Raw genomic sequence first — 25,479 nt, 5'->3', positions numbered from 1 at the left:
GCCTGTTCTGCACCACCCCTTGCCCATGAATACGCCGTGGGAATCGGTTCGGTTCCCTCGGGGGCGCGTAGGGTCGCCCCCGTGCGCGAGGTACGTGTGGTGATGATCGGCGGAACGTCGAACACCGGTAAGTCCACGCTCGCCGAGGCCCTCGCCGGCCGGCTCGGCTTCGAGTACCGGTCGACGGATCTGCTGGCGAGACACCCGGGGCGTCCCTGGCGTACGCCGGAGCGGGAGGTGCCGCCGCATGTGGCCGAGCACTACGCGACGCTCGGCGTCGACGAGTTGATCGATTCGGTCCTCGCCCACTACGAGCGGCTGTGGCCCCGCATCGAGGAGCTGGTCGGCGCGGACGCCACCGGACCGGGCCTGGTTCTCGAAGGGTCCGCGCTGTGGCCGGAGCGGGTCGCGACCCTGGCCGCCCCGCACGCCGCCGCGGTGTGGCTGACCGCCGACGAGACGGTCCTGCGCGCCCGGATCCGTGCGGGCGGGCGCTACGACGAGGCGACCCGGGAGGAGCGGCTGCTGATGGACAAGTTCCTGGCCCGGAGCCTGCGTTACCAGGCACTCATGGTGGCGGCCGTCGACCGGCTGGACCTGGCCCGCGTCGACGTCGGGACGGACACGTCCGTCTCCGAGCTGGCCGACGCGGTGCTCGCTCAGGTCTCGTAGTACGCCCGCACCCGCGCCTGCGCCCGCGGGGATGCCCCCGCCCGGTCCAGGCCGAGCAGAGCGGCACCCAGCACCGGGCGGGCGGTCACCACCCGGGGTACGGCCTTGGGAGCGCGGTCGGCCAGGAGTTCCCGTACGCCGTCGTCCAGTTGGGGGTGCCGGGCGGCCAGGACGCTGCCGCCGAGCAGTACCGGGGTCTCCTCGTCGAGGAGGTCGAGGCGGGTCAGTGCGACCGTCGCCATGGACACCACCTCGTCGGCGAGGCGGTCGACGAGGGAGCGGGCCACCGGGTCGCCGGCGGCGGCCGTGGCGAAGAGGACCGGCGTCAGTTCATGGCGGCGGGCGGGGGCGATGTCCTCCAGGTGCAGGGCCTCGATCAGGGCGTACATGGACGGCAGGCCGAAGTGCCGCGGCAGCACGCGCGCGAGGTCGGTGCCGACACCCCGCCCGTCCTCCGCACGGGCCGCGTGCCACAGGGCCTCCTCGGCCAGCCCCCAGCCACCGCCCCAGTCGCCGGAGATCCGGCCGAGCGCGGGGAAGCGGGCGGTACGGCCGTCGGGGCGCATGCCGACGCAGTTGATGCCCGCGCCGCACACCACGGCGACCCCGCGCGGTTCGGTGACGCCCGCCCGCAGGATGGCGAAGGTGTCGTTGCGGACCTCGACGTCGGAGCCCCACGCGCGCGTGTCCAGTGCGGCCGCCAACTGCTCCTCCTCGACGGGGAAGTCGGCGTTGGCCAGACAGGCCGACACGTGCTCGACCGAGCTCACCCCGGCCGCGGTGAAGGCCCGCTCCACCGCGTCGGCGACGGTGTCCACCGCTGTCTCGACGCCCACCACGGGCGGCCGGAACCCGTCGCCGCGGGCCGTGGCGAGGACGCTTCCGTCGGCCGCCACGACCGCGACGTCGGTCTTGCTGTTGCCCGCGTCGACGGCGAGGACGCATGCGGTCAGGCCCACGCGAGATGCTCCCGGTTGTGTGCGATCAGTCGGTCGGTGAGGTCCTCGGCGTACTCGTACTGGCCGATCAGGGGATGGGCGAGGAGCGCCTTGGAGACCCTGTCGCGGCCCCCGCGCAGGGCGGCCGTCAGCGCCAGGTCCTCGTACGCCGTGACCTGCGCCATCAGGCCCGCGAACAGCGGGTCGACGGCCGGTACCGCCAGCGGGGTCGGCCCCTTGGGACCCACCGCCGCCTGCACCTCGATCACCGCGTCGTCGGGCAGGAAGGGCAGCGTGCCCCGGTTCAGGGTGTTGACGACCTGGTAGGGGTTTCCGCCGCCGCCGAGCAGCCCGGCGGCCAGGTCGACCGCCGCCTCCGAGTAGTAGGCGCCGCCCCGCTTGACGAGCAGCTCCGGCTTCTCGTCCAGGGCCGGATCGCCGTACATCCGCAGCAACTGCCGTTCCATCTCCGCCACTTCGGCGGCCCGGGACGGCTTGGTGCGCAGTTCCCGTACGACCTCGTCGTGCGCGTAGAAGTAGCGCAGGTAGTACGACGGGACCACGCCGAGCAGGTCGAGGAGCGGGCGTGGCAGGTGCAGGTCTCCGGCGATCGTCCCGCCGTGCTCGGTGAGCAGCCTGGGCAGCACGTCCTCGCCCTCGGGGCCGCCGAGTCGTACGCCGGTCTCCCAGGTGAGGTGGTTGAGGCCCACGTGGTCGAGATGGACGTCGGAGGGGGTGACGCCGAGCAGTCCGGCGAACTTCCGCTGGAAGCCGATCGCCACGTTGCACAGCCCGACCGCCTTGTGGCCCGCCTGCAGCAGGGCACGGGTGACGATCCCGACCGGGTTGGTGAAGTCGATGATCCACGCGTCCGGGTTGGTCCGGCGGACCCGTTCGGCGATGTCGAGGACGACCGGGACCGTGCGCAGCGCCTTGGCGAGGCCGCCCGCGCCGGTCGTCTCCTGGCCGACGCAGCCGCACTCCAGCGGCCAGGTCTCGTCCTGCTCGCGGGCGGCCTGGCCGCCGACGCGGAGCTGAAGGAGCACCGCGTCGGCGCCGTCCACGCCGGCGTCCAGGTCGTCCGTCGTCGTGATCCGGCCGGGGTGGCCCTGCTTGGCGAAGATCCGCCGGGCGAGGCCGCCGACCAGTTCCAGGCGTTCGGCGGCCGGATCGACGAGGACGAGTTCCTCGACGGGCAGGGTGTCCCGCAGACGGGCGAAGCCGTCGATGAGTTCGGGGGTGTAGGTCGAGCCTCCGCCGACCACGGTGAGTTTCATACGGTGTCTAACCCTTCACTCCGGTCAGCGTGACGCCCTCGACGAACGCCTTCTGGGCGAAGAAGAACACGAGGATCACGGGGGCCATGACCAGCACGGTCGCGGCCATGGTGAGGTTCCAGTCGGTGTGGTGCATGCCCTTGAAGGACTCCAGGCCGTAACTGAGCGTCCAGGCGTTCTGGTTCTCCGAGGCGTAGATCTGCGGACCGAAGTAGTCGTTCCAGGCGTAGAAGAACTGGAAGAGACCCACAGCCGCGATGCCCGGCTTGGCCATGGGGACGACCACCTTCAGCAGGGTGCGCAGATCGCCGCAGCCGTCGACCTTCGCCGCGTCCACGTACTCGTTCGGGATCGTCATCAGGAACTGCCTGAGCAGGAAGATCGAGAACGCGTCCCCGAACGCCATCGGGATGATCAGCGGCCACAGCGTGCCCGACAGGTCGAGCTGCTTGGACCAGAACAGGTACATCGGGATGATGACGACCTGCGGCGGCAGCATCATCATCGAGATCACCAGCATCAGGGACAGATTGCGGCCCCGGAAGCGGAACTTGGCGAGCGCGTAGGCGACCGGGACCGACGACACGACCGTAAGGACTGTTCCCAGTCCCGCGTAGATGAGCGTGTTGCGCCACCAGGTCAGAAAGCCCGGGGTGTCGAAGACCCGCCGGTAGTTGCCCCACTCCCAGGTGTGCGGGATCAGATCGCGGCTGAGGGCCTGGGAGTCGCTCATCAGCGAGGTCAGGAACACGAACACGAAGGGCAGCGTGAAGAAGAGGGCGGCGGCGAGGCCGAGGGAGTGGATAGCGACCCACTCCAGCAGCGCCTTGCGCCGGGCGGTGCGCTCGGCGGGCGAGGCCGGCGTCTTCAACTCCACCGGTCGTTCCAGTACTTGGGTCATGGTCAGTCACCTGCCTGGATGAGACCGCCCCGGCGCCGCATCAGGAACGCGGTGAACACCATCGACAGGGCGAAGAGGACGAGGGCGACGACACACGCGGAGCCGTAGTCGAAGCGCTGGAAGCCGAGGTTGTAGACGAGCTGGGGGAGGGTCAGCGTGGACTTGTCCGGGTAGCCGGGCTCGAACTGCGTACCCGCGCCCTGGATCACCCCGGAGGCGACCTTCCCGGCGATCAACGGCTGTGTGTAGTACTGCATCGTCTGGATCACGCCCGTGACGACGGCGAACATCACGATCGGCGAGATGTTGGGAAGGGTTACATACCGGAACCGCTGCCACGCCGACGCCCCGTCCAGCTCCGCCGCCTCGTACTGCTCCTGCGGCACGTCGAGCAGCGCGGCCATGAAGATGACCATCAGGTCGCCGATGCCCCACAGGGCGAGCAGGGTGAGGGCGGGCTTGGACCAGGTGGGGTCGTTGAACCAGCCCGGCGCCGGGATGCCGACCTTCTCCAGGATCGAGTTGACCGGTCCCGTACCGGGGTTCAGCAGAAACGCGAAGGCCATGGTGGCGGCCACGGGCGGGGCCAGGTAGGGCAGGTAGAAGAGGGTCCGGAAGACCCCCGTGCCGGTCTTGATCTTCGTGATGAGCATGCCGATGCCGAGGCCGAAGACGACCCGGAGGCTGACCATGATCACGACGAGCCACAGGGTGTTGCGCAGGGCGGGCCAGAAGAAGGGGTAGTGCTCGAAGACGTAGGTCCAGTTCTTCGTCCCGCTCCAGGTCGGCGGCTTGAAGCCGTCGTAGTGCATGAACGAGAAGTAGACCGTCGAGATCAGCGGGTACGCGAAGAACACCGCGAAGCCGATCAACCAGGGCGACATGAAGGCGAGGTTCCGCAGCGCCGACCGGCGGCGCTTGGATGCCAGGGTGACGGTGCTCATCGCTACTTCGCCTGCGCGATGTCCGTGTCGATCTGCTTGGCCGCGTCGGCGAGGCCCTTCTTGAGGTCGGTGACCTTGCCGCTCTCGTAGGCGTAGCCGAGGTCCTGGACGGTGACGAGGTAGACGCCGCCGTTGATCGAGGACGGGGCGGTCGTCGAGTCCGGGTTCGCGGCGATGTCGAGGAAGGTCTTGAAACGCGGGTCGTACTTCAGCTTCGGGGACTTCAGGGCCGCGAGCGTCGAGGGCACGTTGTGGATGGCGTTGGAGAAGCCGACCACCGCGTCCGTGTCCGTGGTGATGTACTTCAGGAACTCCCAGGCCGCGTTCTGCTTGGTGCTGTTGGCGGCGATGCCGGCGATGGTGCCGGTGATGTAGCCCTTGCCGTACTGGTCCGCCTGGTCGTCGGGGACGGGCAGCGGGGCGACGCCGATGTCGAAGCCGGGCTTGGCGTCCACGGCCATGCCCAGGCGCCACTCACCGTCCAGCTGCATGGCGACCTGACCGGTCTGGAAGGGGTGCTTGGGGCCCCACTCGTCGCCGAGCCCCGCACGGTACTTCTCCAGCTTCTTGAAGCCGCCGAGTTCGTCGACGAGCTTCTTCTGGAGGGTGAAGGCGGCGGAGACGGCCGGGTCGGTGGCGACCGTGGACTTGCCCGACTTGTCGAAGTAGGTGGGCGAGAACTGGCCCATGTAGTGCTCAGTCGTGGTCTCCCAGCCGTGGTAGTCCGGCATGAACCCGAGCTGCTTGTACGAGTCTCCCTGGGGGATCGTCAGCTTCTTGGCATCGGCCTCGAACTGCGACCACGTCTTGGGCGGTGCGGTGATGCCGGCCTTCTCGAACGCCGTCTTGTTGTAGTAGAGCCCGTAGGCGTCGCCAAGGAGCGGCGCGGCACAGCGGTCGCCGTCGAACTGCGTGTACTGGTTCATCGCGGCCGGGAACGTCTTGTCCGGGTCGATCCCCGACTTCTTGAAGAACGGGTTCAGGTCGACCAGCGCGCCCGAGGAGCAGAACTTGCCCACGTTGTTCGTGGTGAACGACGAGATGACGTCCGGGGCCTTGTCGCCGCCGGTGCGCAGCGCCTGGTTGATCTTGTCGTCGGTCATGTTGCCCACGACGTTGACGTGGATGTTGGGGTGCGCCTTCTCGAAACCGGCGACCAGCGCCTTCACTCCGGCCACCTCGGAGTCCGCGCTCCAGGCGTGCCAGAAGTTGATGGTCGTGTCCTTCGACGCGTCGTCGTCGGCGCCGGAGGAGGACTGGCCGGTACAGGCGGTGGTGACGAGAACGGCGGACACGGTCAGGGCAAAGGCCGCTTTTCGGGCGGATGAGGGTATGGCTGTGCGCATGACGGGGTCTCCCAGGGGACGGGAAGGGACGGTGAGGTCGGGGGGTGGCTCAGCGCGAGGTGTCGAAGACCTCGTCGCGGGTGGCCGCCAGCGCGCTCTCCAGCGCGCCTTGCAGCACGGGGTGTTCACGGACGTCGCCGACGACCAGCCGGGGCCGGGAGGGTGCGAGTTCCTCCAGCTCGTCCTGGACGAGGGTGCGCAGGGTGTCGCCGCCGGCGGTCAGTGAGGCACCGCTGAGGACGACGAGTTCGGGGTCGAGGACCGAGACGAGGGAGGCGAGACCGGTGGCCAGCCGGGTGGCGTAGGTCTCCAGGAGCAGCCGGCCCAGGACGGTGTCCTCGGTGGCGGCACGCTCGACAAGGGCGGCGGCGGACTCGGCGTACGGCCCCGAGGGGATGTCCGTCATGCCGAGCTCGCGGGCGAGATGGGGGATGGCCTGGGAACCGGCCAGCTCCTGGTAGCCACCACTGTTGGCTTTCGTCACCTGGCGCACCAGAGGCGCTCCGGGAACCGGAAGGAAACCCACCTCTCCCGCACCTCCGGTCCAGCCGCGGTGCAGTCTGCCGCCGAGGACGAGGGCGGCACCGAGGCCGCCCTCGTTCCACAGCAGCACGAAGTCCTCGTGGCCGCGGGCCGCGCCCAGCCGCTGTTCGGCCACGGCGACGAGGTTGACGTCGTTCTCGTACTCCACCGGCATCGGCAGCGCGGCGGCGAGTTCGTCGAGGAGGGCCGGGGTGTGCCAGCCGGGGAGGTGGGAGGCGTAGCGCAGTCGGCCGGTGTTGGGGTCGAAGGCGCCGGGGGTGCCGATGACGAGCCGGTGGACGTCGCCGCGGGCCAGGCCTGCCGCCTTCACCGCGCCGTCCAGGGCGTCGGTGACCTGCCGGACGACGGGCTGGGTGGGCCGCCGTCCCGGGGTCGGGAGTTCGTAGGAGCCCACCGTGCGGCCGGTGATGTCGGCGACCGCGGCGAGGATCCGCTCGGGAGTGACGTCGAGCCCGGCGGCGTACGCGGCGGCCGGGTCGACCTCGTACAGCTGGGCGTTGGGGCCCGGCCTGCCCTCGGTGGTACCGGTGGCGAGGACGAGTCCCGACGCCTCCAGGCGGGCCAGGAGCTGGGAGGCGGTCGGCTTGGAGAGGCCGGTGAGCTTGCCGATCCGGGTACGGGAGAGGGGGCCGTGCTCCAGCAGGAGGTCGAGCGCGGCACGGTCGTTCATGGCGCGGAGCGTGCGTGGTGTGCCTGCCATGGTGCCCCTCTCCGTGACTACAGGGAAAAGACGACTCTAGAGAAACAGAACTGTTAGGAAGGTTTCCTACCAGATGCACGGAACATAGGTCTGGACCACCAGGGAGTCAAGAGGGGAAGAACAAACCGCCCCCGCAGGAAACGGAGTCGTTACCTGCGGGGGCGGTCGGGGTGGTGCGGGTGGGGCTTCGGTGGACCTAGCGAACGTCGATGTAGTCGCCGGCGGCCGTGGCGGCGCCGGTCGTGGACGTGCCCGCGAAGATGTAGCGGTAGTACCCGTCCTTGGACGCCGTGGTCGTCGCCCTGAGCGCGCCACCGGTGCCGGAGGTCACCGTCTTGACCGCGCTGTAGGTGCTGGAGCCCTTGGCGCGGAACTGGAGGGTGGCCTTCTGGGAGACGTACCCGGTGTACGTGGACTTCGCCCAGTCGGCCCGGCTCAGCTTGCCGGTGACCGTGATGGTCCTGCCCTTCTTCACCGGTTCGGGCGAGGCGTCGGCGGTGACCTTGGCGGCGCGCTTGACCTGGACGCTGCCGAGCGGACCCCAGGCGTCGAAGTGGAAGCCGAAGCCGATGTGGCCGTCGGAGCCGTCGTCGTCCCGCTCGCTCGTGCTGTAGAAGCCGCCCGCCTTCCAGGTGGTGGCGTCCGAGGCCGAGTAGAGGTAGTCCTCGGGGTCGATCGTCAGCGTCTCCTTGCACGACTCGGTGACGGTGTTGTCCGTCGTGGTCGAGGTGCAGGAGGGCATGAGGTCGGGCTCGATCTCGTTCTGCATCGACTTGAGCGTGCCCCTGTAGAGCATGACGCCCGCGAGGTCGTTCTCGTAGTCGATCGTCAGGTCGGCCGGGTGGACCATGGTGTAGGTCACCGGCACCTTCACGGTGGCGGTGGTGCCGGCGACGATCGCCTTGCCGTTGTTCACGGTGACGCCGGAGAAGACCAGGTCCGGCGTGTCGGCCGCCGAGGCGGCGGGCGCGATCAGTCCGGTCAGGGCCAGGGCGCCGGACACGGCGGCGCCTATGGCGAGCTTCCTCATGTGTTTCCCCACATTCGAAACGGGCCCCTGGGCATTGAGCTCCAGAACAAGGGCCCGTCGTGAGGGTGAGGCTAGATGATCACGCCTGTGGACGGTATGCGCGGTTCGTGTGAAGGTGGTGAGAATGCGTCCGGGGCCCTCGCGGGCGCCTACCGCGCCGGAGACCGCGGTGTCGACGCGATCGGGGTGGCCGCCGCGGACTGCGTGGACTCGGAGTTGGAGAAGACCGAGGGGGCCGCGACCGCCTCGGTCGGGTCGGTGCCCTCCTCGCCCGCCGGGACGGTCGCCCCGCCGACGATCCGGATGTCGGCCACGTCGAAGGCGTGCTTGATGCGCCAGCGCAGCTCGCGCTCGACCGTGAGGGCCTTGCCGGGCATCGTCTTCGCGGACACGCGCACGACCATGGAGTCCAGCAGGACACTGTCCAGGCCGAGGACCTCGATGGGACCCCACAGGAGCTCGTTCCAGGGCTCCTCCTTGCTCATCTTCTCGGCGACCTCGCCCAGCACCCGCTTCACCTTGTCGAGGCTCTCGGAGGCCGGCACGGTCACGTCCACGCCGGCCGTCGCCCAGCCCTGGGAGAGGTTGCCGATGCGCTTGACCTCGCCGTTGCGGACGTACCAGATCTCGCCCTGGGCGCCGCGCAGCTTGGTCACCCTGAGGCCCACCTCGATGACCTCGCCTGAGGCCACGCCCGCGTCGATGGTGTCGCCGACGCCGTACTGGTCCTCGAGGATCATGAAGACGCCGGAGAGGAAGTCCGTGACGAGGTTGCGGGCGCCGAAACCGATCGCCACACCCGCGACACCGGCCGACGCCAGCAGCGGGGCCAGGTTGATCTCGAAGGCGCCGAGGACCATCAGGGCGGCCGTGCCCATGATGATGAAGCTCGCCACCGAGCGCAGCACCGAGCCGATGGCCTGCGAGCGCTGACGGCGCCGCTCGTTGTTGACGAGCAGACCGCCGATCGCGGTGCCGTCGACCGCCTGGGCGGTCCGGTTCATCCGGTCTATCAGCTTGGTGATGGCCCGCCGCACGAACATTCTGAGCACCCCGGCGATCACCAGGATCAACAGGACCCTGAGACCGATCGCCAGCCAGGTCGACCAGTTCTGCTCGACCCAGCCGGCGGCGTTCGTCGCGCTCTCCTGGGCGTCCTGGAGACTCGGCACGACCGGCGTCGAGGTGTCCGAGGGGGACGGCGACGGCGACGGACTCGCGGCCAGTAGGACGGCGGACAAGGACACGGCAGGTACCTCCAGGTGCTGCTCTGCCCTCCGGCCGGGCGGTCAAGGTCACGAAAAGGTCACCGGTAGGACAGGCACACCACACTAACGGTGCATCGTGTGGGGATCGTTGCAATGTTCAGGGGAGAGACGCTCCTCACCTGGGAATGCAGGTACGTGTGGTCGAAAACACTCTCAGCCCGTTACCGGGAGATGGTGGCGTTTCTCCCGGCCGAGAGGGGACACTGACCTCAGATCGTCCCGGCGCGAGCCACGCGCCGCCGACGCCCAAGGAGGCATCCGTGCCGCATGTCCTGGTACTCAACGCGTCGTACGAGCCCCTCGGCGTCGTACCGCTCCGCCGCGCTCTCATCCTCGTCCTGGAGAACAAAGCGGTCTCCCTGGAGGAATCCGGCGCCTTCATGCACAGCGCGACCGTCACACTCCCCGCACCCAGCGTGGTCCGGCTCAAGCGATTCGTCCGGGTTCCCTATCGAGGGCCCGTACCGCTCACCCGCAGGGCGCTCTTCGCGCGCGACGGGGGCCGGTGCATGTACTGCGGTGGCGTCGCAACCAGCGTCGACCATGTCATTCCGCGCAGCCGCGGGGGCAAGCACGTCTGGGACAACGTGGTGGCGTCCTGCCGTCGCTGCAACCACGTCAAGGCCGACCGGCACCTGTTCGAGATCGGCTGGCGTCTGCGCCACAAACCCGCTCCACCCACCGGTCTGGCCTGGCGCATCATCGGCACCGGGCACAGGGACCCGCGCTGGCTGCCGTACCTGCAGCCCTACGGCGCGGAGGACGCCATGGCCCGGATCGACGGCATCTCAGCCTGACGACGATCCGGGCCTTCGTGTTGCCGCACACAGCGGCGTGGGTCCGGTCCCGGAGGACCCCCGTTCCTCCGGGACCGGACAGTCATGCGGGCATGCTCACGCGTACCGCAGCTCCGCCGGACGGACCGAGCGGCGCAGCAGGGGCAGCGAGGTCGCGGCGGCCAGGAGGCAGGCGGCGTACACCGCGAGGGGGACCAGGAGGGTCGCGTACGGGAACCCCGTCGCCGTGCCCCGGGAGGCCAGGGCGGCGTACCAGACGCCGATCCCCGTGCCACCGACCCCCGCCAGCAGAACCGCCGGCGCCAGCGGCAGCGCGGTCTCCAGGAGCAGCGCCCTCGCCAGCACCCCGTACGGCACCCCGGCGGCCACCTGCGCGGCCAGGCCCCGGCGCCGGGTCGCCAGGGACTCCACGGTGCCGACGGCCAGTCCCGTCAGGACCAGCGCGAGGGCGACGAGGATCGCGGCTGCCGTCAGGTCGATGCCGGTCGTGTAGTAACTCATGCGCGTGCCCAGCGTTCCCTCGCGGCGCATGGTGTGCAGGGTGTCGAGCAGCGCCTCCCGCACCCCCACGAAACCGGCGCCCACGACCGTCACCAGCAGCACCGAGGCATGCGTACGGGCCGCCGCCCAGGGATCGTCCCGCAGCCGTTCCGCCGCGATCAGCAGCGCCGGGCTCTGGGCGCGGGCGGCCAGGGTCCCGCCCAGCCGCCGGGCCGCCGTACCGGCAAGCGACACCGTCGCGGCGCCGACGACCAGGACGACGGCGAACACCGTCGGCGGGCCGAGGGCGACCTCGACGGGCCCGCCGAAGAGCGACGACAGGCCGACGAACAGCGCCGTGGCCCCGAGCAGGCAGACCACCACGCGCAGGACACGGCCCGGCCCCCACACGGGCCGCACCCGCCGTACCCAGCCCAGCGGCGAGGCCACCACCCGCCGCAGCGACAGCGTGCTCACGGCCGCGCCCAGCAGCGGGACGGCCGCGGTGACCAGGCCGATGCCGGCCCAGGCGACCGCGCCGGGCCGCTCCCACACGTGCAGCATCACCGGCACCAGGACCGCCGTGGCCGCCACCGAACCCGCCAGACAGGCCGGCCCCGACTCCAGTGCCGCGATCCGCCGCACCTGCCACGGACCGGCCCCCGCGAGCCGCAGCGCGGCCAGCCGCCGGTCCCGGTGCACCGCGCCGACACGCGCGCACTGCCCGAGGAACCCGAGCACCGGGACGAGCAGCATCACCAGCACGAGGCCGACGTTGCGGCGGTCGCTCGAGGAGTTGAGCAGCCCGGACCCGAAGGGCACGGAGTAGTACCCGTCCAGCGAGTTCAGCGCGACGGCCGCCAGCCCGAGGCCGGTCGCGAGCGCCGCCCCGAACGCCGTGAGCCCGATCCGCCACCACTCCCGCCGGTCGGAACCACGGGTGAGCAGCCACGCCATCCGGAGGTCGGCCCCGGGACGCACTCTCAGGTCGCCCGTCACGCCGCCACCTCCGCCGGGAGCACGGCCCCGTCGTCCATCCGCACCTCACGGTCCGCGTACGCCGCCACCTGGGCGTCGTGGGTGATCAGCAGGACCGCCGTGCCCGACTCGCGGGCCGTGTGGACCAGGACCGTCATGACCTGCTCGCTCGCCAGGGAGTCCAGCGCGCCCGTCGGCTCGTCCGCGAAGACGACCTTCGGACCGGTGATCAGGGCCCGGGCCAGCGCGATCCGCTGGGCCTGGCCGCCGCTCATCTCGCCGGGCCGGAGACCGGCCTGGCCCCGCACCCCGAACCGCTCCAGCCACTCACCGGCCCGCGCGTGGGACTCCGTCCGGGAGGCTCCCGCCAGCAGCAGCGGCAGCGCCACGTTGTCCAGCGCGGTCAGCTCGGGGATCAGCTGCCCGAACTGGAAGACCACGCCGAACTCCGTCCGGCGCAGCTCGCTCAGCCGCTTCTCGGACAACTGGTCGAGGCGCTCACCGCCGTAGGACACCGAGCCGGTGTCCGGACGGACGATCCCGGCCAGGCAGTGCAGCAGTGTCGACTTCCCGCTGCCGCTGGTACCGGTGACGGCGAGGATCTCGCCGGCGTCCAGCCAGGCGGAGGCACCGCGCAGGGCCTCCGTCCTGCCGTACGCCTTGACGAGACCGCGCCCCTGCAGGAGGTGCGTCGTGCTGTCCCCGTTGTCGGTCATGCCGGGTCGACCTCCGCGGTCAGAGTCGTGAGCCGGGCCGCGGTGGTCGTCATCCAGCGGAGGTCGGCGTCGAGGTGGTTGAGGGCGTAGTCCGCCGAGAGCACGGTCGCCAGGTCGGACGTCGCGGCGGTCTTGACCGCCGTGAGTTCCCGCATCCGGGCCATGTGGGCGGCGCGCTGGGCCAGCAGGTAGGCGTCCGGGTCGCCGCCGGCCAGGATCGAGACGACGACCTTGGCGAAGATCTCGTTCGTCACGAAGGGCGCGGGCGGCGCGATCTGCCCGGCCCACTCGGCCAGTTCACGCGCCCCCTCGTCGGTCGAGCGGTACTTGGTGCGCTCCGGGCCGCCGTCGGAGTCGGTGCCGTCGATCTCCGCGAGACCGTCCCGCACCAGGCGTTGCAGGGTCGTGTAGACCTGCCCGTAGGCCAGCGGACGGGCCTGCGGGAAACGGTCGTCGTGGCGTCGCTTGAGGTCGTAGCCATGGCTGGGCCCCCCGGCGAGCAGCCCCAGCAGAATGTGGCGGGTGCTCATGCCGATCAGTATGCACCATGTATATGTACTGAGTGAATAGTGAGCTGTGGACGACCCAGGAGGGGTGAGCGGCGGCCGATCGGTGGACGGGAACGGCGGAGACGCGGAACATGACGAAGAGCACGTTCTCCTCTCCGGTACGTCTGCCGCCGCGTCCGCTGGGTAGGGCTGCGGTAACCCCCGTCGTCGTACTCGACAAGGAGGCCCCCGTGGCCGCATCGGCACCCCTTCTGCTCCCGGCCCTGTCCAAACCCGAGGCGCCCGCTGAGCACTTCTGTGTCTTCAGCGCCGAGGGCGCCTGCACCGAGACCCCGCTCACCAGCGAACCACCTCTGCCCGACGCCGAACCCCTCACCAGTGAACCGCCGCTCGCCGATGCCGCCCCCCTGACCAGTGAGTCCGACGCCTACCTGGAGCCCTAGATGGCGGTGCCCCCCGGACCGGAGCTGTCCCGGCTCGCCGAGTCGTACGGCGTCGCCACCTCTTACCAGCCCGCCCCGGACCGTACGGTCGCCGCCTCGGCCACCGCCGTCACGCTGGCGCTTGCCGCACTGGGCGTCGACGCGGCCGACCCGGCCGCCGCGCTCGCGGCCCGCGAACGTGAGCTGGGCGAACGCCTGCTGCCGCCCACGGTGGTGTGCTGGAGTGGCAGCCCGCCCGAGTTCGCCGCCGCCCTGCCGGAGGGCACCCGACTGCGCATCGAGACGGAACAGGGCGAGACCCGCGCCACGGTCGACCAACTCCCGCACGGTGTCCACCGGTTGACCGTCACCGCCCCCGACGGCCGCATCGACGACGCCCACCTGATCGTGGCCCCGCCCCGGCTGCCCGCGCCGCCGGGGCGGTCGTACGGACTCCTCGTCCAGCTCTACTCCCTGCTCTCGCACCGCTCCTGGGGCATGGGCGACCTCGGCGACCTCGCCGAACTGACCTCCTGGGCAGGCCGTGCCCTCGGCGCCGGCTTCGTCCAGGTCAACCCGCTGCACGCGGCCGTGCCAGGCGCCCCCACCGACCCCTCCCCCTACCGGCCCTCCTCACGCCGCTTCCCCGACCCGGTGCACCTGCGGATCGAGGACATCCCCGAGTACACCCAGGTCACGGACACCGACCGGCTCGAGGCCCTGCGTGAGCGCGCCGAGCGGCTGCGGGAATCGGTGCTGCACAAAGGCGCGTTGATCGACCGGGACGCGGTGTGGGAGCTGAAGCGGGAGGCGCTGGAACTCGTCCGCGAGGTCCCGCTCGGACCCGGCCGCCGCGCCGCCTACGCCGACTATCTCGCCGAGGGCGGCGAAGCGCTCGAGGACCACGCGACCTGGTGCGCGCTGGCGGAGCTGCACGGCCCGGACCCGAGCCGCTGGCCGGCCGGCCTCCGCGACCCCCGCTCCGCCGAAACGGCCCGCGCCCGCGCCGAGTCGCTGGACCGCGTCGACTTCCACTGCCGTCTCGCCTGGCTCACCGAGAGCCAGCTCACCGCCGCCCAGCGCGCGGCCCGGGAGGCCGGGATGGCCGTCGGCGTCGTCCACGACCTCGCGGTCGGTGTGCACCCCGGGGGCGCGGACGCGTGGGCGCAGCAGGCGTACTTCGCGCCGGGCATGTCCGTGGGCGCACCGCCGGACGCCTTCAACGCGCGCGGCCAGGACTGGGGGCTGCCCCCCTGGCGCCCCGACCGGCTGGCCGAGTCGGGGTACGAGCCGTACCGGCAGCTGCTGAGGGCCCTCTTCCGCTATGCCGGCGCGCTGCGCATCGACCACGTCATGGGCCTGTTCCGGCTCTGGTGGGTCCCGCAGGGGCACCCTCCCACGGAGGGCACCTACGTCCGCTACGACGCCGAGGCCATGCTCGCCGTTCTCGTCCTGGAGGCCTCGCGGGCCGGGGCGGTGGTGATCGGCGAGGACCTGGGGACGGTCGAACCCGGCGTGCGTGAGGTGCTGCGCGAGCGCGGGGTGCTCGGGACGTCCGTGCTGTGGTTCGAGCGGGACTGGGAGGGCGACGGCCGCCCCCTGCCCCCCGAACGCTGGCGCGCGGACTGCCTGGCGACCGCGACCACGCACGACCTGCCGTCCACGGCCTCCCGCCTCACCGGGGAGCACGTCGAACTCCGGGACAGCCTCGGCCTGTTGACCCGCCCGCTGGACGAGGAACGCGCGGAGGCGGCGGCGGACGCGGGGGAGTGGCTGGAGCTGCTGGCCCGCCTCGGCCTCCTGCACGGCACCGGCGGCGGCGCCGACCCGTCCTCGGAGGAGGCCCAGATCCAGGCCGTCCACCGGTTCCTGCTGCGCACCCCGTCCCGGATGGTGGGCATCTGGCTCCCGGACACGGTGGGGGACCGGCGGCCGCAGAACCTGCCGGGGACGTGGGACCAGTACCCGAACTGGCGGCTGCCGATCGCGGACGGGGAGGGGCGGGTGATGACGTTGGAGGACCTGGCGGCTTCGGCTCGGTTGCATGCGTTGGTGGAGGTGCTGCGGGCGCCGTAGGGGCGGAGTGGTCGGTATGCCGGCGGACGGCCGGAGCCGTGGACGGGCGTGTATCGATACGGCCCCGCGCCTGTGGGCCACACAACCCACCCGCACCTCATACGGCACCCCGGCCGCGCGCCCCGAACCGACGTTGGATACTTTGGCCCCGTGGACAAGAAGAACGCCCTGCGCGCCGGCGCCCTGGCTGCCGGTACGACGCTGATGATGCTGCTCATGTCGGTCCCCGCCTCGGCGCTGACCCGCGACGACGGCGACGACCCCGGCACGGGTCTGAGCGTCATCGACACGCTCGGTCTCTTCGTCGTGGCCCCGCTCGTGCTGTTCGGGGTCATCGCCGGCCTGGTGATGGTCCTGGACAAGTCCAAGGCGGAGCACCGCGTGCTCGCCCCCAAGAGCAAGGCCAAGGCCGCCTCGAAGGCCTGATCTCACTTCCGCCGGGGCGCCGCCCCCGCCACACGTACGCGCACCAGCCGTACGCGGGCGGGGCCGGCGCCCTCGGCATGTCCCGGCTCCCGCGGCCGGGCCCGGGGCTCGGCGGTCCGCCCGGTCAGGGGCTCGGCGCCGTGAGATACCGCTGGAGCGTCGGGGCCAGCCACGCCACGATCTCCTCACGGGCCAGCGCCACGGTCGGCGGAAACCGCAGTACGTACCGGGTCAGCGCCAGCCCCAGCAACTGGGTGGCGGCCAGCGCGGCCCGCGCCGGCGCCTGTTCCGGATCCGGACACACCCGCAGGGTGACCGGCATCACTTGCTCCCGGAAGATGCCCTGCATGCGCTCGGCCCCCGCCTGATTGGTCGCGCCGACCCGCAGGAGCGCGGTGAGCACCTCGTTCTCCTCCCACATGTCGAGGAAGTGCGACACGAGCGCCCGGCCGACCTCGTCCCGCGGCAGTGAGCCGGGCTCCGGCAGCCTCAGGTCGACGGAGACGGCCGCCGCGAACAGACCCTCCTTGTTGCCGTAGTAGCGCATCACCATCGACGGATCGATGCTCGCGTCCTTGGCGATGGCACGGATGGTGGCCCGCTCGTAGCCGTCGGCGGCGAAGCGCTCGCGGGCCGCGGTGAGGATCGCGTCGCGGGTGATGTCGGAGCGGCGCCGCGGGGTGTCGGCCCGGTCGTCGGTCCGGTCGTCGGCCCGGGGTTCCGTGCCGCTGCTCTTGCTCCCACTGTGACTGCCGTTGCTGCCGTTGCTGCCGTTCATGCCAACAAGCGTAGGCCAACAACTGTAGGCCAACAAGTGTTGACGCCTTGTCGGAGTCGCCGTACCTTCGTCAACAAGCGTTGGCAAACAGTCGTTGGCCAACAAGCGTTGACAGCAGGAGGTCACCATGAACGCCACACCCGTGATCGTGGTCGGCTCCGGCCCCACCGGCCTTCTCCTGGCCGGTGACCTGGCGACCGCCGGCGTCCCCGTCACCCTCGTCGAGAGGCGCCCGCACAAGATCAGCAACCTTTCCCGGGCCTTCGTCCTGCACGCCCGCACCCTTGAGCAGCTCGACGCCCGAGCTCTCGCCGACGACCTGGAGGCGGCCGGTCAACGCCTGGACAAACTGCGCCTGTTCGGCCGCCTCACCGTCGACCTCACCGGCCTCCCCTCCCGCTTCGCCCACCTCCTGGTCCTCCCGCAGTACGAGGTCGAGCAGGCCCTGGAGCGACGGGCGGTGGAAGCGGGCGTCGACTTCCGGTACGAGACCGAGGTGACGGGACTGTCCCAGGAGGAGGACGGCGTGACGCTGGAGGTCAGGGGCCCCGGCGGGACCGCGGACGCACTCCGCGCCGCGTACGTCGTGGGCGCCGACGGCATGCGCAGCGCCGTGCGCGACGCGATCGGCCTGCCCTTCCCCGGCCGCTCGGTCATCCGCTCCGTCGTCCTCGCGGACGTCCGCCTCGCCGAGCAGCCCGGGACCCTGCTCACCGTCGACACGGTGGGCGACGCCTTCGCCTTCATCGCGCCCTTCGGTGACGGCTACCACCGGGTGATCGCCTGGAACCGCGCCCACGACGTCTCCGACAGCGAGCCCCTGGAGCTCGACGAGATCAAGGAGGTCACCCGGCTCGCGCTGGGCCGCGACTTCGGCATGCACGACGCCCGCTGGATGTCCCGCTTCCACAGCGACGAACGCCAGGCCCCCGCCTACCGGGTGGGCCGCGTCTTCCTCGCCGGTGACGCCGCCCACGTCCACACCCCGGCGGGCGGCCAGGGCATGAACACCGGTCTCCAGGACGCGGCGAACCTCGGCTGGAAGCTGGCCCAGGTGGTCAACGGACACGCCGCTCCGGCGCTCCTCGACACCTATCAGTCGGAACGCCACCCCGTGGGCAGGTCGGTCCTGCGCAGCAGCGGTGGCATCGTCCGGCTGGCGATGGCCAAGCGCCCGTGGGAACTGGCCCTGCGCGCAGCCCTGACCGCCGTCCTGGACCATGTGGCTCCGGCCCGCCGCAGGATGCTCGGCCGGCTCACCGGCATCGGCTACAAGTACGCGGCACCCCGCGGCTCCCACCCCCTGACCGGCACCCGCACCCCGGACCTGGCCCTGGCCGACGGCACCCGCCTCTACGAGGCCCTGCGCGGCGGGCGGTTCGTCCTGATCACCCCCGCGGGCCATGACGTCCACGACGACCAGAGCGGCCGCAAGGACCGCCTCACGGTGGAGAACTGGGCGAGCGCCCGCCGTACGACCGTCCTGGTGCGGCCCGACGGGTATGTGGCGTGGGCGGCGGACAGCGCGGACGCGGCGGCCGTGGAGGCGGCGCTGACCGCCCACGTGGGCCGCTAGCGCCCTGGTTCCTGGGTTCCCGCGAGCAACACCCGCAACAGGTCGGCCAGTTGGTCGGCCTGTTGGTCGTCGAGGGAGGACAGGGCCTGGGTCTGGGCGACCAGACCCGCGCCGACGGCCTCGTCGATGACGCCCAACCCCTTTTCCGTCAGGGTCACTTGGAGACCGCGGCGGTCGTGGGGGTCGGGGGAGCGGCGCAGGAGGGCGGCGCGTTCCAGTTTGTCGAGGCGGCCCGTCATGCCGCCGGTGGTGAGCATCAGGGTCGACGAGAGCTGGCGGGGGGACAGGGTGTACGGGGCGCCGGACCGGCGGAGGGTGGCGAGGACGTCGAACTCGCCGTGTGAGATGCCGTAGGGGGCGTACACCTTCTCCGTACGGTCGCCCATCGCGCGGGCGAGACGGTAGATCCGGCCGAAGACCTCCATGGCCTTCGTGTCGAGGTCGGGCCGCGCGGCCGCCCACTGGTCGATGATCGCGTCGACGGCATCCTCACGCTGTGCACTCATATGCCGCAGTATCCGTGGTGAACCGGTCGCCCGCAAGAAAGTAGCTTGCGGAAAAGTAGCTTAGGTGTAAGCTACTTTCTGCCAAGCTAACGATGAGAGGGAGTCATGGGACAGCCGTACGAAGGGCCTCGATCATGAACCGTTCCATGACCGTCCTCCTGACCGCCCTCGCCCCCGTCTCCTGGGGCACCACCTATGCCGTCACCACCGAGTTCCTCCCCGCCGACCGGCCCCTGTTCACCGGGATGATGCGTGCCCTGCCCGCCGGGCTGGTGCTGCTCGCGCTCGCCCGGGTGCTGCCGCGAGGGGTGTGGTGGGTGAAGGCGGCCGTACTCGGGGCGCTGAACATCGGGGCCTTCTTCCCGCTGCTGTTCCTGTCGGCGTACCGGCTGCCGGGCGGAATGGCCGCGGTCGTCGGATCGGTCGGGCCGCTGATCGTCGTGGGGCTGTCGGCGGTACTGCTGGGACAGCGGCCCACGGCCCGGAGCGTGCTCACCGGTCTCGTGGCCGCGTTCGGCGTCAGCCTGGTCGTACTGCAGGCCGCCGGCGCCCTCGACGTCGTCGGCGTGCTGGCGGCGTTCGCCTCCGCCGCCTCGATGTCCACCGGCACCGTGCTGACCAAACGCTGGGGCCGCCCCGAGGGTGTGGGCCCGCTCGCCCTCACCGCGTGGCAGCTCACCGCCGGCGGCCTGCTCATCGCGCCCCTCGCCCTCCTCGTCGAGGGCGCCCCGCCCGCACTCGACGGCCGTGCGGTCGGCGGCTACCTCTACCTCGCGCTGGCGAACACCGCGGTCGCGTACTGGCTCTGGTTCCGCGGCATCGGCCGCCTCACCGCCACCCAGGTCACCTTCCTCGGCCCGCTGTCCCCGCTCACCGCCGCGGTCGTCGGCTGGGCGGCACTCGGACAGTCGCTGACTCCCGTACAACTGGTGGGCATGGCGGTCGCGTTCGGGGCCACGGTGGCGGGGCAGCTGGGGGTACGGCCACCAGCCCAGGGGCCGACCGCCGCTGTTGGAGGGAATCGTCGACAGGATTCCCCGGGTCTCACCGGACCGGCGCTGCGACGGTAGGGGTGCACACCGGCGCACCCCGGCCGGGTGCCGGAGGCGCTGCGGGCCGCGCCGGGGCCGTTGTAACGTCACTCCGACCCCGCGTTACGCAACTCCCGGAGGCGCCCGTGGCCGCAGACCCCTGTCCGGTGTGCGGGAAACCGCTGGCCGACCGGACCGGACGCACGGGCCGTGGCTCCGTCTACTGCTCCGCCGCCTGCCGGCAGAAGGCCTACCGGGAACGGCACGGCGGGGCCGAGGGTTTCGGCGTGCAGGAGTTGATCGACGACATCGGTCGGCAGGCCGGTCGGCTGGTCCCGCAGCCGCCTCAGGCCCTGTACGCGCACGTCAGCCAACTCTCCGTCGCCGTCGCGCGGTTGAGGCGCGTGGCCCGTACGGCAAGGGACACGGCCCTGGACACCCGGCCCTCGACGGATTCCGTAACTCCCACCCCCGTTACGCAACTCACCGAAACCGACTTCGGCGCCCTCACCGAGCGGTACCGCCGTGAGATCCACGTTCACTGCTACCGCATGACCGGGTCCTACGACGAGGCCGAGGACCTGGTGCAGGAGACGTTCCTGCGGGCCTGGCGGGCGCGGGACGGGTTCCAGGGGCGGGCGAGCGCGCGGACCTGGCTGTACCGGATCGCCACCAACGCCTGCCTGGACCTTCTGCGGCGGACCGCGCGCCGCCCGCAACGCTACGAGCCGGTACCGGGGATGAACCACGGCGACGGGGAACCGCCCGCCCGTATCACCTGGTTGCAGCCCTATCCCGACGACGAGATGCCCGACGACCGGATGCCCGTCGACGACGAGTCGCCGGAGTCCGCCGCCGTGTCCCGCGAGACCCTGGAACTGGTCCTGCTCGCCGCGATCCAGCATCTGCCGCCCCGCCAGCGGGCCGCGCTGGTGCTGCGGGACGCGCTCGGACTGACCGCCGCCGAGACCGCCGAGGCGCTGGACACCAGCGTGGCCTCGGTCAACAGCGCGCTGCAACGGGCCCGGCCCACTCTGCGCGAGCACCTGCCCAGACAGCGCGCCGACTGGCGTACCACCGTGCCCACCGACGGCCAACGAGCCGTGCTCGACCGGTACATGGCCGCCGTCGGGCGCCTCGACTTCGACGCGATGGCCGCGCTGCTCACCGAGGACGTCACGCTCACCATGCCGCCGAACCCGTTCTGGTTCGTCGGCCGGGACGCGATCATCGACTTCGTGCGGGTCAGCCTCGATCCCAACTCCCCGATGTTCCTCGGCCACTGGCGCAGCCTGCCCACCCGCGCCAACGGGCAGCTGGCGGCGGCGAACTACGTCCGTCGGCCCGGGACCGGCATCTACCGCGCCCAGGTCCTGGACGTCCTCCGCTTCGACGACCGTGAAGGCCACGGCGGCCGCAGCGGCGACGGCGAGGGTGAGCGGATCGTGGAGATCACCTCCTTCGAGCCGCATCTCTTCCCCGCGTTCGGGCTGCCGCTGCGCCTGTGACGCCGGGACCGGGGCCGGGACCGGGCGGGACCGATGAGCATCCGGGGCGTCGTGCGTCTGCATGGATGTCATCCGCGAACCACTTCCAAGGAGTTCACCATGCTGCTCACCGACAAGACCGCGATCGTGTACGGCGCCGGCGGGTCCATCGGCGGGGCCGTCGCCCGGGCCTTCGCCGAGCAGGGGGCGCGGGTGCACCTCGTCGGCCGGACCCGGCAGACCCTGGAGGCGGTGGCCGCCGACCTCAAGGACGCCGAGGTCGCCGTCGTGGACGCCCTCGACGAGGCGGCCGTGGAAGCGCACGCCGACGCGGTCGGGGACATCGACATCTCCGTCAACCTGGTCACGCGCGGTGACGTGCAGGGCATGCCGCTGACCGACATGTCCGTCGAGGACTTCATGCGGCCCGTCGTCACCGGCACCCGCGCCAACTTCCTCACCGCCCGCGCGGCAGGACGCCGTATGGCCGCACGCGGTTCGGGTGTGATCATCACCCTCAACAGCGGTTCCGCGCACGGCAGTCCGATGATGGGCGGCACCGGATCGGCGGACGGGGCGCTCGACACGCTCGTGCGCAACCTGGCGATCGAACTGGGGCCGCGGGGGGTGCGGGCGGTGGGGATCTGGGCGGCCGGCGTGCCCGAGACGTTCACCGTCGAGAAGCTCGCCGCGGTCAACCCGGCCATCGACGAGGCCGCCGTCCAGGGCATCGTCGCCAACCTCGCCGGGATGCGCATGACCCGGCGCAACCCCACTCTCGCGGAGGTCGCCGCCACCGCCGTGTTCCTCGCCTCCGACCACGCGGGCGGCATCACCGGCACCTTCGTCAACGCGACGGGCGGGATGGTCGTCCGCTGAGGCCGCGCCCGGTCCTGTGGCCCCGCCACCACATGCGCGGCCACAGGGCGCGCAGGCCGCCGCGCGGGCGAACGCGACTCCAGCGGGTACGTTGCCGAGAGCACCTGGCTCCACCCGCGTCGGCACGCACGCCGACCACCCTGATCGAGGCTCCCGCCTGGGCGAGGTGCCGCTGGGCGGCGGAGCAACCGGGCCGGTTCGGGATCCGGTTCCGGTTCCGGTTCCAGGGGGACTTCGCGGCCCGAGCCCTGGCCCGTACGTGAGTGGAGCGGCGGGTGGGGTGAGTGGGGGAGCAGGTGAAGGGGATGAGTGGCTGACTGGCTCAGCCACCCGGCCAGCAGACCTCTCAGCCACCTGACCACTCAGCCGCCTGGTGGCTCAGCCAGTGGCCCGGCGGCCCGGCGGCTCGGCGGCCCGGTGGCCCAGTGGCTGAGCCACCAGACCACCGCACTCACCGCCGCTACTCCCGCTGCCCGGTCACCGACCGACTACTGCCCGGCCTCCGCGTCCGCCGCCTGCGCCTTCAGCGCCCGCTCCACGCCCGCGCGGGACTCGGAGACGAGGCGGCGCAGGGCCGCGTTGGGCTCGGCGGCCGTCAGCCAGGCGTCCGTCGCGTCCAGGGTCTCCTGGGACACCTGGACCGTCGGATAGAGACCGACCGCGATCTGCTGGGCGATCTCGTGCGAGCGGGACTCCCAGATGCCCTTGACCACCTCGAAGTACCGTGCCGTGTACGGCGCGAGCAGCTCCCGCTGGTCGGTCTGGACGAAACCGCCGATGACGGCCTCCTGGACGGCGTTGGGCAGCTTGTCGGACTCGACGACCTGCGCCCAGGCCTCCGCCTTCGCCTCCTCCGTCGGCCGGGACGCACGGGCGGTCGCCGCGTGACGCTCACCGGCCGCCGTCCGGTCCCGCTCGTACTCGGCGGCGATCTCCGACTCGTCGAAGCGGCCCACGGCGGCCAGTCGCTGCACGAACGCCCAGCGCAGCTCCGTGTCGACGGCCAGGCCCTCGATGACCTGGGACCCGTCGAGCAGCCCCTCCAGGAGGTCCAGCTGCTCCGGCGTACGGGCCGTCGCCGCGAACGCGCGCGCCCACGCCAGCTGCTGGTCGCTGCCGGCCGCCGAGGACCGCAGGTGGGCCAGCGTGGCGTCGGTCCAGCGGGTCAGCAGGGCCTCGCGGGCGGTGGGGGCGGCGTACAGCTCGATCGCCAGCTTCACCTGCCGCTGCAGCGACTGCACGACACCGATGTCGGACTCCTTGCCGATACCGGACAGGACGAGGGACAGGTAGTCGCGGGTGGCCAGTTCGGCGTCCCTCGTCATGTCCCACGCCGACGCCCAGCACAGCGCGCGCGGCAGCGACGACTCGAAGTCGCCGAGGTGCTCGGTCACGAAGGCCAGCGACTGCTCGTCGAGGCGGACCTTGGCGTACGACAGGTCGTCGTCGTTCAGCAGCACCACCGCGGGACGGCGCTTGCCGACCAGCTGCGGTACGGCCGTCAGCTCGCCGTCGACGTCCAGCTCGATCCGCTCGTCACGGACCAGCTTGCCGCTGGCGCCTTCTGAACTGTCCAGTTCGTACAGGCCGACCGCGATGCGGTGGGGGCGAAGGGTCGGTTCACCCTTCGCGCCCGCCGGGAGCGCCGGGGCCTCCTGGCGGATGGCGAAGGCGGTGATGACACCGTTCGCGTCCGTCTCGATCTCCGGGCGCAGGATGTTGATGCCGGCCGTCTGCAGCCACTTCTGCGACCAGTTGCCCAGGTCGCGTCCGGAGGTCTCCTCCAGCGCGCCCAGCAGGTCGGACAGGCGGGTGTTGCCGAACGCGTGGCGCTTGAAGTACGCCTGCACACCGCCGAAGAACTCGTCCATGCCGACGTAGGCGACGAGCTGCTTCAGCACGCTGGCGCCCTTGGCGTACGTGATGCCGTCGAAGTTGACGAGCACGTCGTCCAGGTCGCCGATCTCGGCCATGATCGGGTGCGTGGACGGCAGTTGGTCCTGGCGGTACGCCCATGTCTTCATGGAGTTGGCGAAGGTGGTCCAGGAGTGCGGCCACCGGCTGTCCGGGGCGTACGCCTGGCAGGCGATGGAGGTGTAGGTGGCGAACGACTCGTTCAGCCACAGGTCGTTCCACCACTCCATGGTCACGAGGTCGCCGAACCACATGTGGGCCAGCTCGTGCAGGATGGTCTCGGCGCGCGTCTCGTACGCGGCGTCGGTCACCTTGGACCGGAAGACGTACTGGTCGCGGATGGTCACCGCGCCGGCGTTCTCCATCGCGCCCGCGTTGAACTCCGGGACGAACAGCTGGTCGTACTTCTTGAACGGGTACGCGTAGTCGAACTTCTCCTGGAACCACGCGAAGCCCTGCCGGGTGACCTCGAAGATGGCGTCCGAGTCGAGGTGTTCGGCGAGCGAGGGACGGCAGTAGATGCCGAGCGGGACGGACTGGCCGTCCTTCTCGTACACGCTGTGCACGGAGTGGTACGGGCCGACGATCAGGGCCGTGATGTACGAAGAGATCCGCGGGGTCGGCTCGAAGGTCCAGACGTCGTCCTTGGGCTCCGGCGTCGGGGAGTTGGAGATGACGGTCCAGCCGGTCGGCGCCTTCACGGTGAACTGGAAGGTGGCCTTCAGGTCGGGCTGCTCGAACGAGGCGAAGACGCGGCGGGCGTCCGGCACCTCGAACTGGGTGTACAGGTAGGCCTGCTGGTCGACCGGGTCGACGAAGCGGTGCAGGCCCTCACCGGTGTTGGTGTACGCGGCGTCGGCGACGACCCGCAGGATGTTGCGGCCCTCCAGCAGGCCCGGCAGGGCGATACGGGAGTCCGCGAAGACCTCCGCCGGGTCGAGGGCGTCCCCGTTCAGCGTCACCTCGTGGACCGTGGGGGCCACCAGGTCGATGAAGGACTCGGCTCCGTTCTCCGTGACGTCGAAACGCACCGTGGTCACGGACCGGTAGGTACCGCCCTCCTGCGCGCCGGAGAGGTCGAGATCGATCTCGTAGGACTCGACGCTGAGCAGAGCAGCCCGCTGCTGTGCCTCTTCGCGAGTCAGGTTTGTGCCAGGCACGCGGTCATCTCCTCGTTATGGGTAGGTTCGGCGGTTCGGTCATCCTTCCACGAACTGTCTCCGACGGTTCGAGGGAATACCCTGCGGATTCCTGGGAGCGTTATCGGGAACGTCACGTCCGATTT

23 protein-coding genes are annotated in these 25,479 nt (G+C 71.1%); 9 read left to right on the top strand and 14 right to left on the bottom strand.

Annotated elements, in window-relative coordinates; translation table 11 throughout:
- The first annotated feature begins 102 nt into the window (after positions 1-102).
- The gene (locus ACFYRX_RS39275; RefSeq protein WP_389111331.1) at positions 103-672 is read left to right on the top strand and encodes an AAA family ATPase; all 570 of its coding nucleotides are present in this window, start codon (positions 103-105) and stop codon (positions 670-672) included.
- On the opposite strand, the gene ACFYRX_RS39270 is transcribed toward ACFYRX_RS39275, so the two are convergent.
- From ACFYRX_RS39270 to ACFYRX_RS39235, 8 genes are all read right to left on the bottom strand, one after another.
- Complete coding sequence (locus ACFYRX_RS39270) at positions 660-1,631, bottom strand: N-acetylglucosamine kinase (RefSeq protein WP_389110947.1); 972 nt, start codon at positions 1,629-1,631, stop codon at positions 660-662. The two genes, ACFYRX_RS39275 and ACFYRX_RS39270, sit on opposite strands and share 13 nt — an antisense overlap.
- Positions 1,622-2,887 carry a 6-phospho-beta-glucosidase gene (locus ACFYRX_RS39265; RefSeq protein WP_389110944.1) on the bottom strand — a complete coding sequence of 422 codons (1,266 nt, stop codon included), beginning with the start codon at positions 2,885-2,887 and terminating at the stop codon, positions 1,622-1,624. The genes ACFYRX_RS39270 and ACFYRX_RS39265 overlap by 10 nt, the downstream gene beginning before the upstream one ends.
- 7 nt (positions 2,888-2,894) lie before the next feature.
- The gene (locus ACFYRX_RS39260) at positions 2,895-3,788 is read right to left on the bottom strand and encodes a carbohydrate ABC transporter permease (protein ID WP_389110942.1); all 894 of its coding nucleotides are present in this window, start codon (positions 3,786-3,788) and stop codon (positions 2,895-2,897) included.
- 2 nt (positions 3,789-3,790) lie between these two features.
- Positions 3,791-4,732: a carbohydrate ABC transporter permease gene (locus tag ACFYRX_RS39255; protein ID WP_389110940.1), complete on the bottom strand. Its 942-nt coding sequence runs from the start codon at positions 4,730-4,732 to the stop codon at positions 3,791-3,793.
- A 2-nt stretch (positions 4,733-4,734) separates the two neighbouring features.
- On the bottom strand, positions 4,735-6,078 hold the full coding sequence (locus ACFYRX_RS39250; protein ID WP_389110937.1) for an ABC transporter substrate-binding protein: 1,344 nt from the start codon (positions 6,076-6,078) through the stop codon (positions 4,735-4,737).
- Between the two features lie 49 nt (positions 6,079-6,127).
- Positions 6,128-7,321 (bottom strand): ROK family protein, encoded by a 1,194-nt coding sequence (locus tag ACFYRX_RS39245; RefSeq protein WP_389110934.1) that lies wholly within the window; start codon positions 7,319-7,321, stop codon positions 6,128-6,130.
- A gap of 196 nt (positions 7,322-7,517) precedes the next feature.
- Positions 7,518-8,351, bottom strand: a complete 834-nt coding sequence (locus ACFYRX_RS39240; protein ID WP_389110932.1) for a hypothetical protein — start codon at positions 8,349-8,351, stop codon at positions 7,518-7,520.
- Between the two features lie 149 nt (positions 8,352-8,500).
- Complete coding sequence (locus ACFYRX_RS39235; protein WP_389110929.1) at positions 8,501-9,598, bottom strand: mechanosensitive ion channel family protein; 1,098 nt, start codon at positions 9,596-9,598, stop codon at positions 8,501-8,503.
- A gap of 281 nt (positions 9,599-9,879) precedes the next feature.
- Between ACFYRX_RS39235 and ACFYRX_RS39230 the strand changes: the two genes are divergently transcribed.
- Positions 9,880-10,416 carry an HNH endonuclease gene (locus ACFYRX_RS39230; protein WP_389110926.1) on the top strand — a complete coding sequence of 179 codons (537 nt, stop codon included), beginning with the start codon at positions 9,880-9,882 and terminating at the stop codon, positions 10,414-10,416.
- Between the two features lie 96 nt (positions 10,417-10,512).
- Here ACFYRX_RS39230 and ACFYRX_RS39225 read toward each other — a convergent pair whose 3' ends face one another.
- From ACFYRX_RS39225 to ACFYRX_RS39215, 3 genes are read right to left on the bottom strand one after another with little or no spacing between them, the layout of a single operon-like run.
- Entirely contained in the window at positions 10,513-11,853 is a 1,341-nt protein-coding gene (locus ACFYRX_RS39225) for an FtsX-like permease family protein (protein WP_389111328.1), read from the bottom strand.
- Positions 11,854-11,891: 38 nt separating this feature from the next.
- Positions 11,892-12,590 carry an ABC transporter ATP-binding protein gene (locus tag ACFYRX_RS39220; protein ID WP_389110925.1) on the bottom strand — a complete coding sequence of 233 codons (699 nt, stop codon included), beginning with the start codon at positions 12,588-12,590 and terminating at the stop codon, positions 11,892-11,894.
- Positions 12,587-13,120, bottom strand: a complete 534-nt coding sequence (locus tag ACFYRX_RS39215; protein WP_389110922.1) for a PadR family transcriptional regulator — start codon at positions 13,118-13,120, stop codon at positions 12,587-12,589. Before ACFYRX_RS39215 ends, ACFYRX_RS39220 begins: the two co-directional genes overlap by 4 nt.
- A gap of 209 nt (positions 13,121-13,329) precedes the next feature.
- Between ACFYRX_RS39215 and ACFYRX_RS39210 the strand changes: the two genes are divergently transcribed.
- From ACFYRX_RS39210 to ACFYRX_RS39200, 3 genes are all read left to right on the top strand, one after another.
- The gene (locus ACFYRX_RS39210; RefSeq protein ID WP_079141323.1) at positions 13,330-13,542 is read left to right on the top strand and encodes a hypothetical protein; all 213 of its coding nucleotides are present in this window, start codon (positions 13,330-13,332) and stop codon (positions 13,540-13,542) included.
- Positions 13,543-15,597 carry a 4-alpha-glucanotransferase gene (gene malQ, locus ACFYRX_RS39205; RefSeq protein ID WP_389110919.1) on the top strand — a complete coding sequence of 685 codons (2,055 nt, stop codon included), beginning with the start codon at positions 13,543-13,545 and terminating at the stop codon, positions 15,595-15,597.
- A gap of 150 nt (positions 15,598-15,747) precedes the next feature.
- Positions 15,748-16,023: a hypothetical protein gene (locus ACFYRX_RS39200; protein WP_389110917.1), complete on the top strand. Its 276-nt coding sequence runs from the start codon at positions 15,748-15,750 to the stop codon at positions 16,021-16,023.
- Positions 16,024-16,147: 124 nt separating this feature from the next.
- On the opposite strand, the gene ACFYRX_RS39195 is transcribed toward ACFYRX_RS39200, so the two are convergent.
- The gene (locus ACFYRX_RS39195) at positions 16,148-16,801 is read right to left on the bottom strand and encodes a TetR family transcriptional regulator (RefSeq protein WP_389110915.1); all 654 of its coding nucleotides are present in this window, start codon (positions 16,799-16,801) and stop codon (positions 16,148-16,150) included.
- A 127-nt stretch (positions 16,802-16,928) separates the two neighbouring features.
- On the opposite strand from ACFYRX_RS39195, the gene ACFYRX_RS39190 reads away from it, so the two are divergent.
- Positions 16,929-18,377, top strand: coding sequence for an FAD-dependent monooxygenase (locus ACFYRX_RS39190; RefSeq protein ID WP_389110912.1), 1,449 nt, complete (start codon positions 16,929-16,931; stop codon positions 18,375-18,377).
- Here the strand turns inward: ACFYRX_RS39190 and ACFYRX_RS39185 are convergent.
- On the bottom strand, positions 18,374-18,883 hold the full coding sequence (locus ACFYRX_RS39185; protein ID WP_389110910.1) for a MarR family winged helix-turn-helix transcriptional regulator: 510 nt from the start codon (positions 18,881-18,883) through the stop codon (positions 18,374-18,376). The genes ACFYRX_RS39190 and ACFYRX_RS39185 overlap by 4 nt on opposite strands.
- Positions 18,884-19,017: 134 nt before the next feature.
- Here ACFYRX_RS39185 and ACFYRX_RS39180 point away from each other — a divergent pair, with 134 nt between their 5' ends.
- From ACFYRX_RS39180 to ACFYRX_RS39170, 3 genes are all read left to right on the top strand, one after another.
- Positions 19,018-19,953, top strand: coding sequence for an EamA family transporter (locus ACFYRX_RS39180; RefSeq protein WP_389110907.1), 936 nt, complete (start codon positions 19,018-19,020; stop codon positions 19,951-19,953).
- Between the two features lie 107 nt (positions 19,954-20,060).
- Positions 20,061-21,422 (top strand): sigma-70 family RNA polymerase sigma factor, encoded by a 1,362-nt coding sequence (locus ACFYRX_RS39175; RefSeq protein ID WP_389110904.1) that lies wholly within the window; start codon positions 20,061-20,063, stop codon positions 21,420-21,422.
- Between the two features lie 99 nt (positions 21,423-21,521).
- Positions 21,522-22,280: an SDR family NAD(P)-dependent oxidoreductase gene (locus ACFYRX_RS39170; RefSeq protein WP_389110902.1), complete on the top strand. Its 759-nt coding sequence runs from the start codon at positions 21,522-21,524 to the stop codon at positions 22,278-22,280.
- Between the two features lie 488 nt (positions 22,281-22,768).
- On the opposite strand, the gene pepN is transcribed toward ACFYRX_RS39170, so the two are convergent.
- Positions 22,769-25,354, bottom strand: coding sequence for an aminopeptidase N (pepN, locus tag ACFYRX_RS39165; protein ID WP_389110899.1), 2,586 nt, complete (start codon positions 25,352-25,354; stop codon positions 22,769-22,771).
- Positions 25,355-25,479 lie beyond the last annotated feature (125 nt).

Source organism: Streptomyces sp. NPDC005374 (assembly GCF_042872225.1).
GTDB lineage: Bacteria > Actinomycetota > Actinomycetes > Streptomycetales > Streptomycetaceae > Streptomyces.
The sequence above is the reverse complement of the archived record's forward strand: the minus strand, read 5'-3'. Positions and strand labels throughout refer to the sequence as shown.

Bases quoted from the DNA above. Each gene is read 5' to 3' on its own strand.
- ACFYRX_RS39275 (WP_389111331.1), top strand. From the start codon at position 103: ATGATCGGCGGAACGTCGAACACCGGTAAGTCCACGCTCGCCGAGGCC.
- ACFYRX_RS39265 (WP_389110944.1), bottom strand. From the start codon at position 2,887: ATGAAACTCACCGTGGTCGGCGGAGGCTCGACCTACACCCCCGAACTC.
- ACFYRX_RS39260 (WP_389110942.1), bottom strand. From the start codon at position 3,788: ATGACCCAAGTACTGGAACGACCGGTGGAGTTGAAGACGCCGGCCTCG.
- ACFYRX_RS39255 (WP_389110940.1), bottom strand. From the start codon at position 4,732: ATGAGCACCGTCACCCTGGCATCCAAGCGCCGCCGGTCGGCGCTGCGG.
- ACFYRX_RS39250 (WP_389110937.1), bottom strand. From the start codon at position 6,078: ATGCGCACAGCCATACCCTCATCCGCCCGAAAAGCGGCCTTTGCCCTG.
- ACFYRX_RS39245 (WP_389110934.1), bottom strand. From the start codon at position 7,321: ATGGCAGGCACACCACGCACGCTCCGCGCCATGAACGACCGTGCCGCG.
- ACFYRX_RS39240 (WP_389110932.1), bottom strand. From the start codon at position 8,351: ATGAGGAAGCTCGCCATAGGCGCCGCCGTGTCCGGCGCCCTGGCCCTG.
- ACFYRX_RS39225 (WP_389111328.1), bottom strand. From the start codon at position 11,853: ATGGCGTGGCTGCTCACCCGTGGTTCCGACCGGCGGGAGTGGTGGCGG.
- ACFYRX_RS39220 (WP_389110925.1), bottom strand. From the start codon at position 12,590: ATGACCGACAACGGGGACAGCACGACGCACCTCCTGCAGGGGCGCGGT.
- ACFYRX_RS39215 (WP_389110922.1), bottom strand. From the start codon at position 13,120: ATGAGCACCCGCCACATTCTGCTGGGGCTGCTCGCCGGGGGGCCCAGC.
- malQ (WP_389110919.1), top strand. From the start codon at position 13,543: ATGGCGGTGCCCCCCGGACCGGAGCTGTCCCGGCTCGCCGAGTCGTAC.
- ACFYRX_RS39195 (WP_389110915.1), bottom strand. From the start codon at position 16,801: ATGAACGGCAGCAACGGCAGCAACGGCAGTCACAGTGGGAGCAAGAGC.
- ACFYRX_RS39190 (WP_389110912.1), top strand. From the start codon at position 16,929: ATGAACGCCACACCCGTGATCGTGGTCGGCTCCGGCCCCACCGGCCTT.
- ACFYRX_RS39185 (WP_389110910.1), bottom strand. From the start codon at position 18,883: ATGAGTGCACAGCGTGAGGATGCCGTCGACGCGATCATCGACCAGTGG.
- ACFYRX_RS39180 (WP_389110907.1), top strand. From the start codon at position 19,018: ATGAACCGTTCCATGACCGTCCTCCTGACCGCCCTCGCCCCCGTCTCC.
- ACFYRX_RS39170 (WP_389110902.1), top strand. From the start codon at position 21,522: ATGCTGCTCACCGACAAGACCGCGATCGTGTACGGCGCCGGCGGGTCC.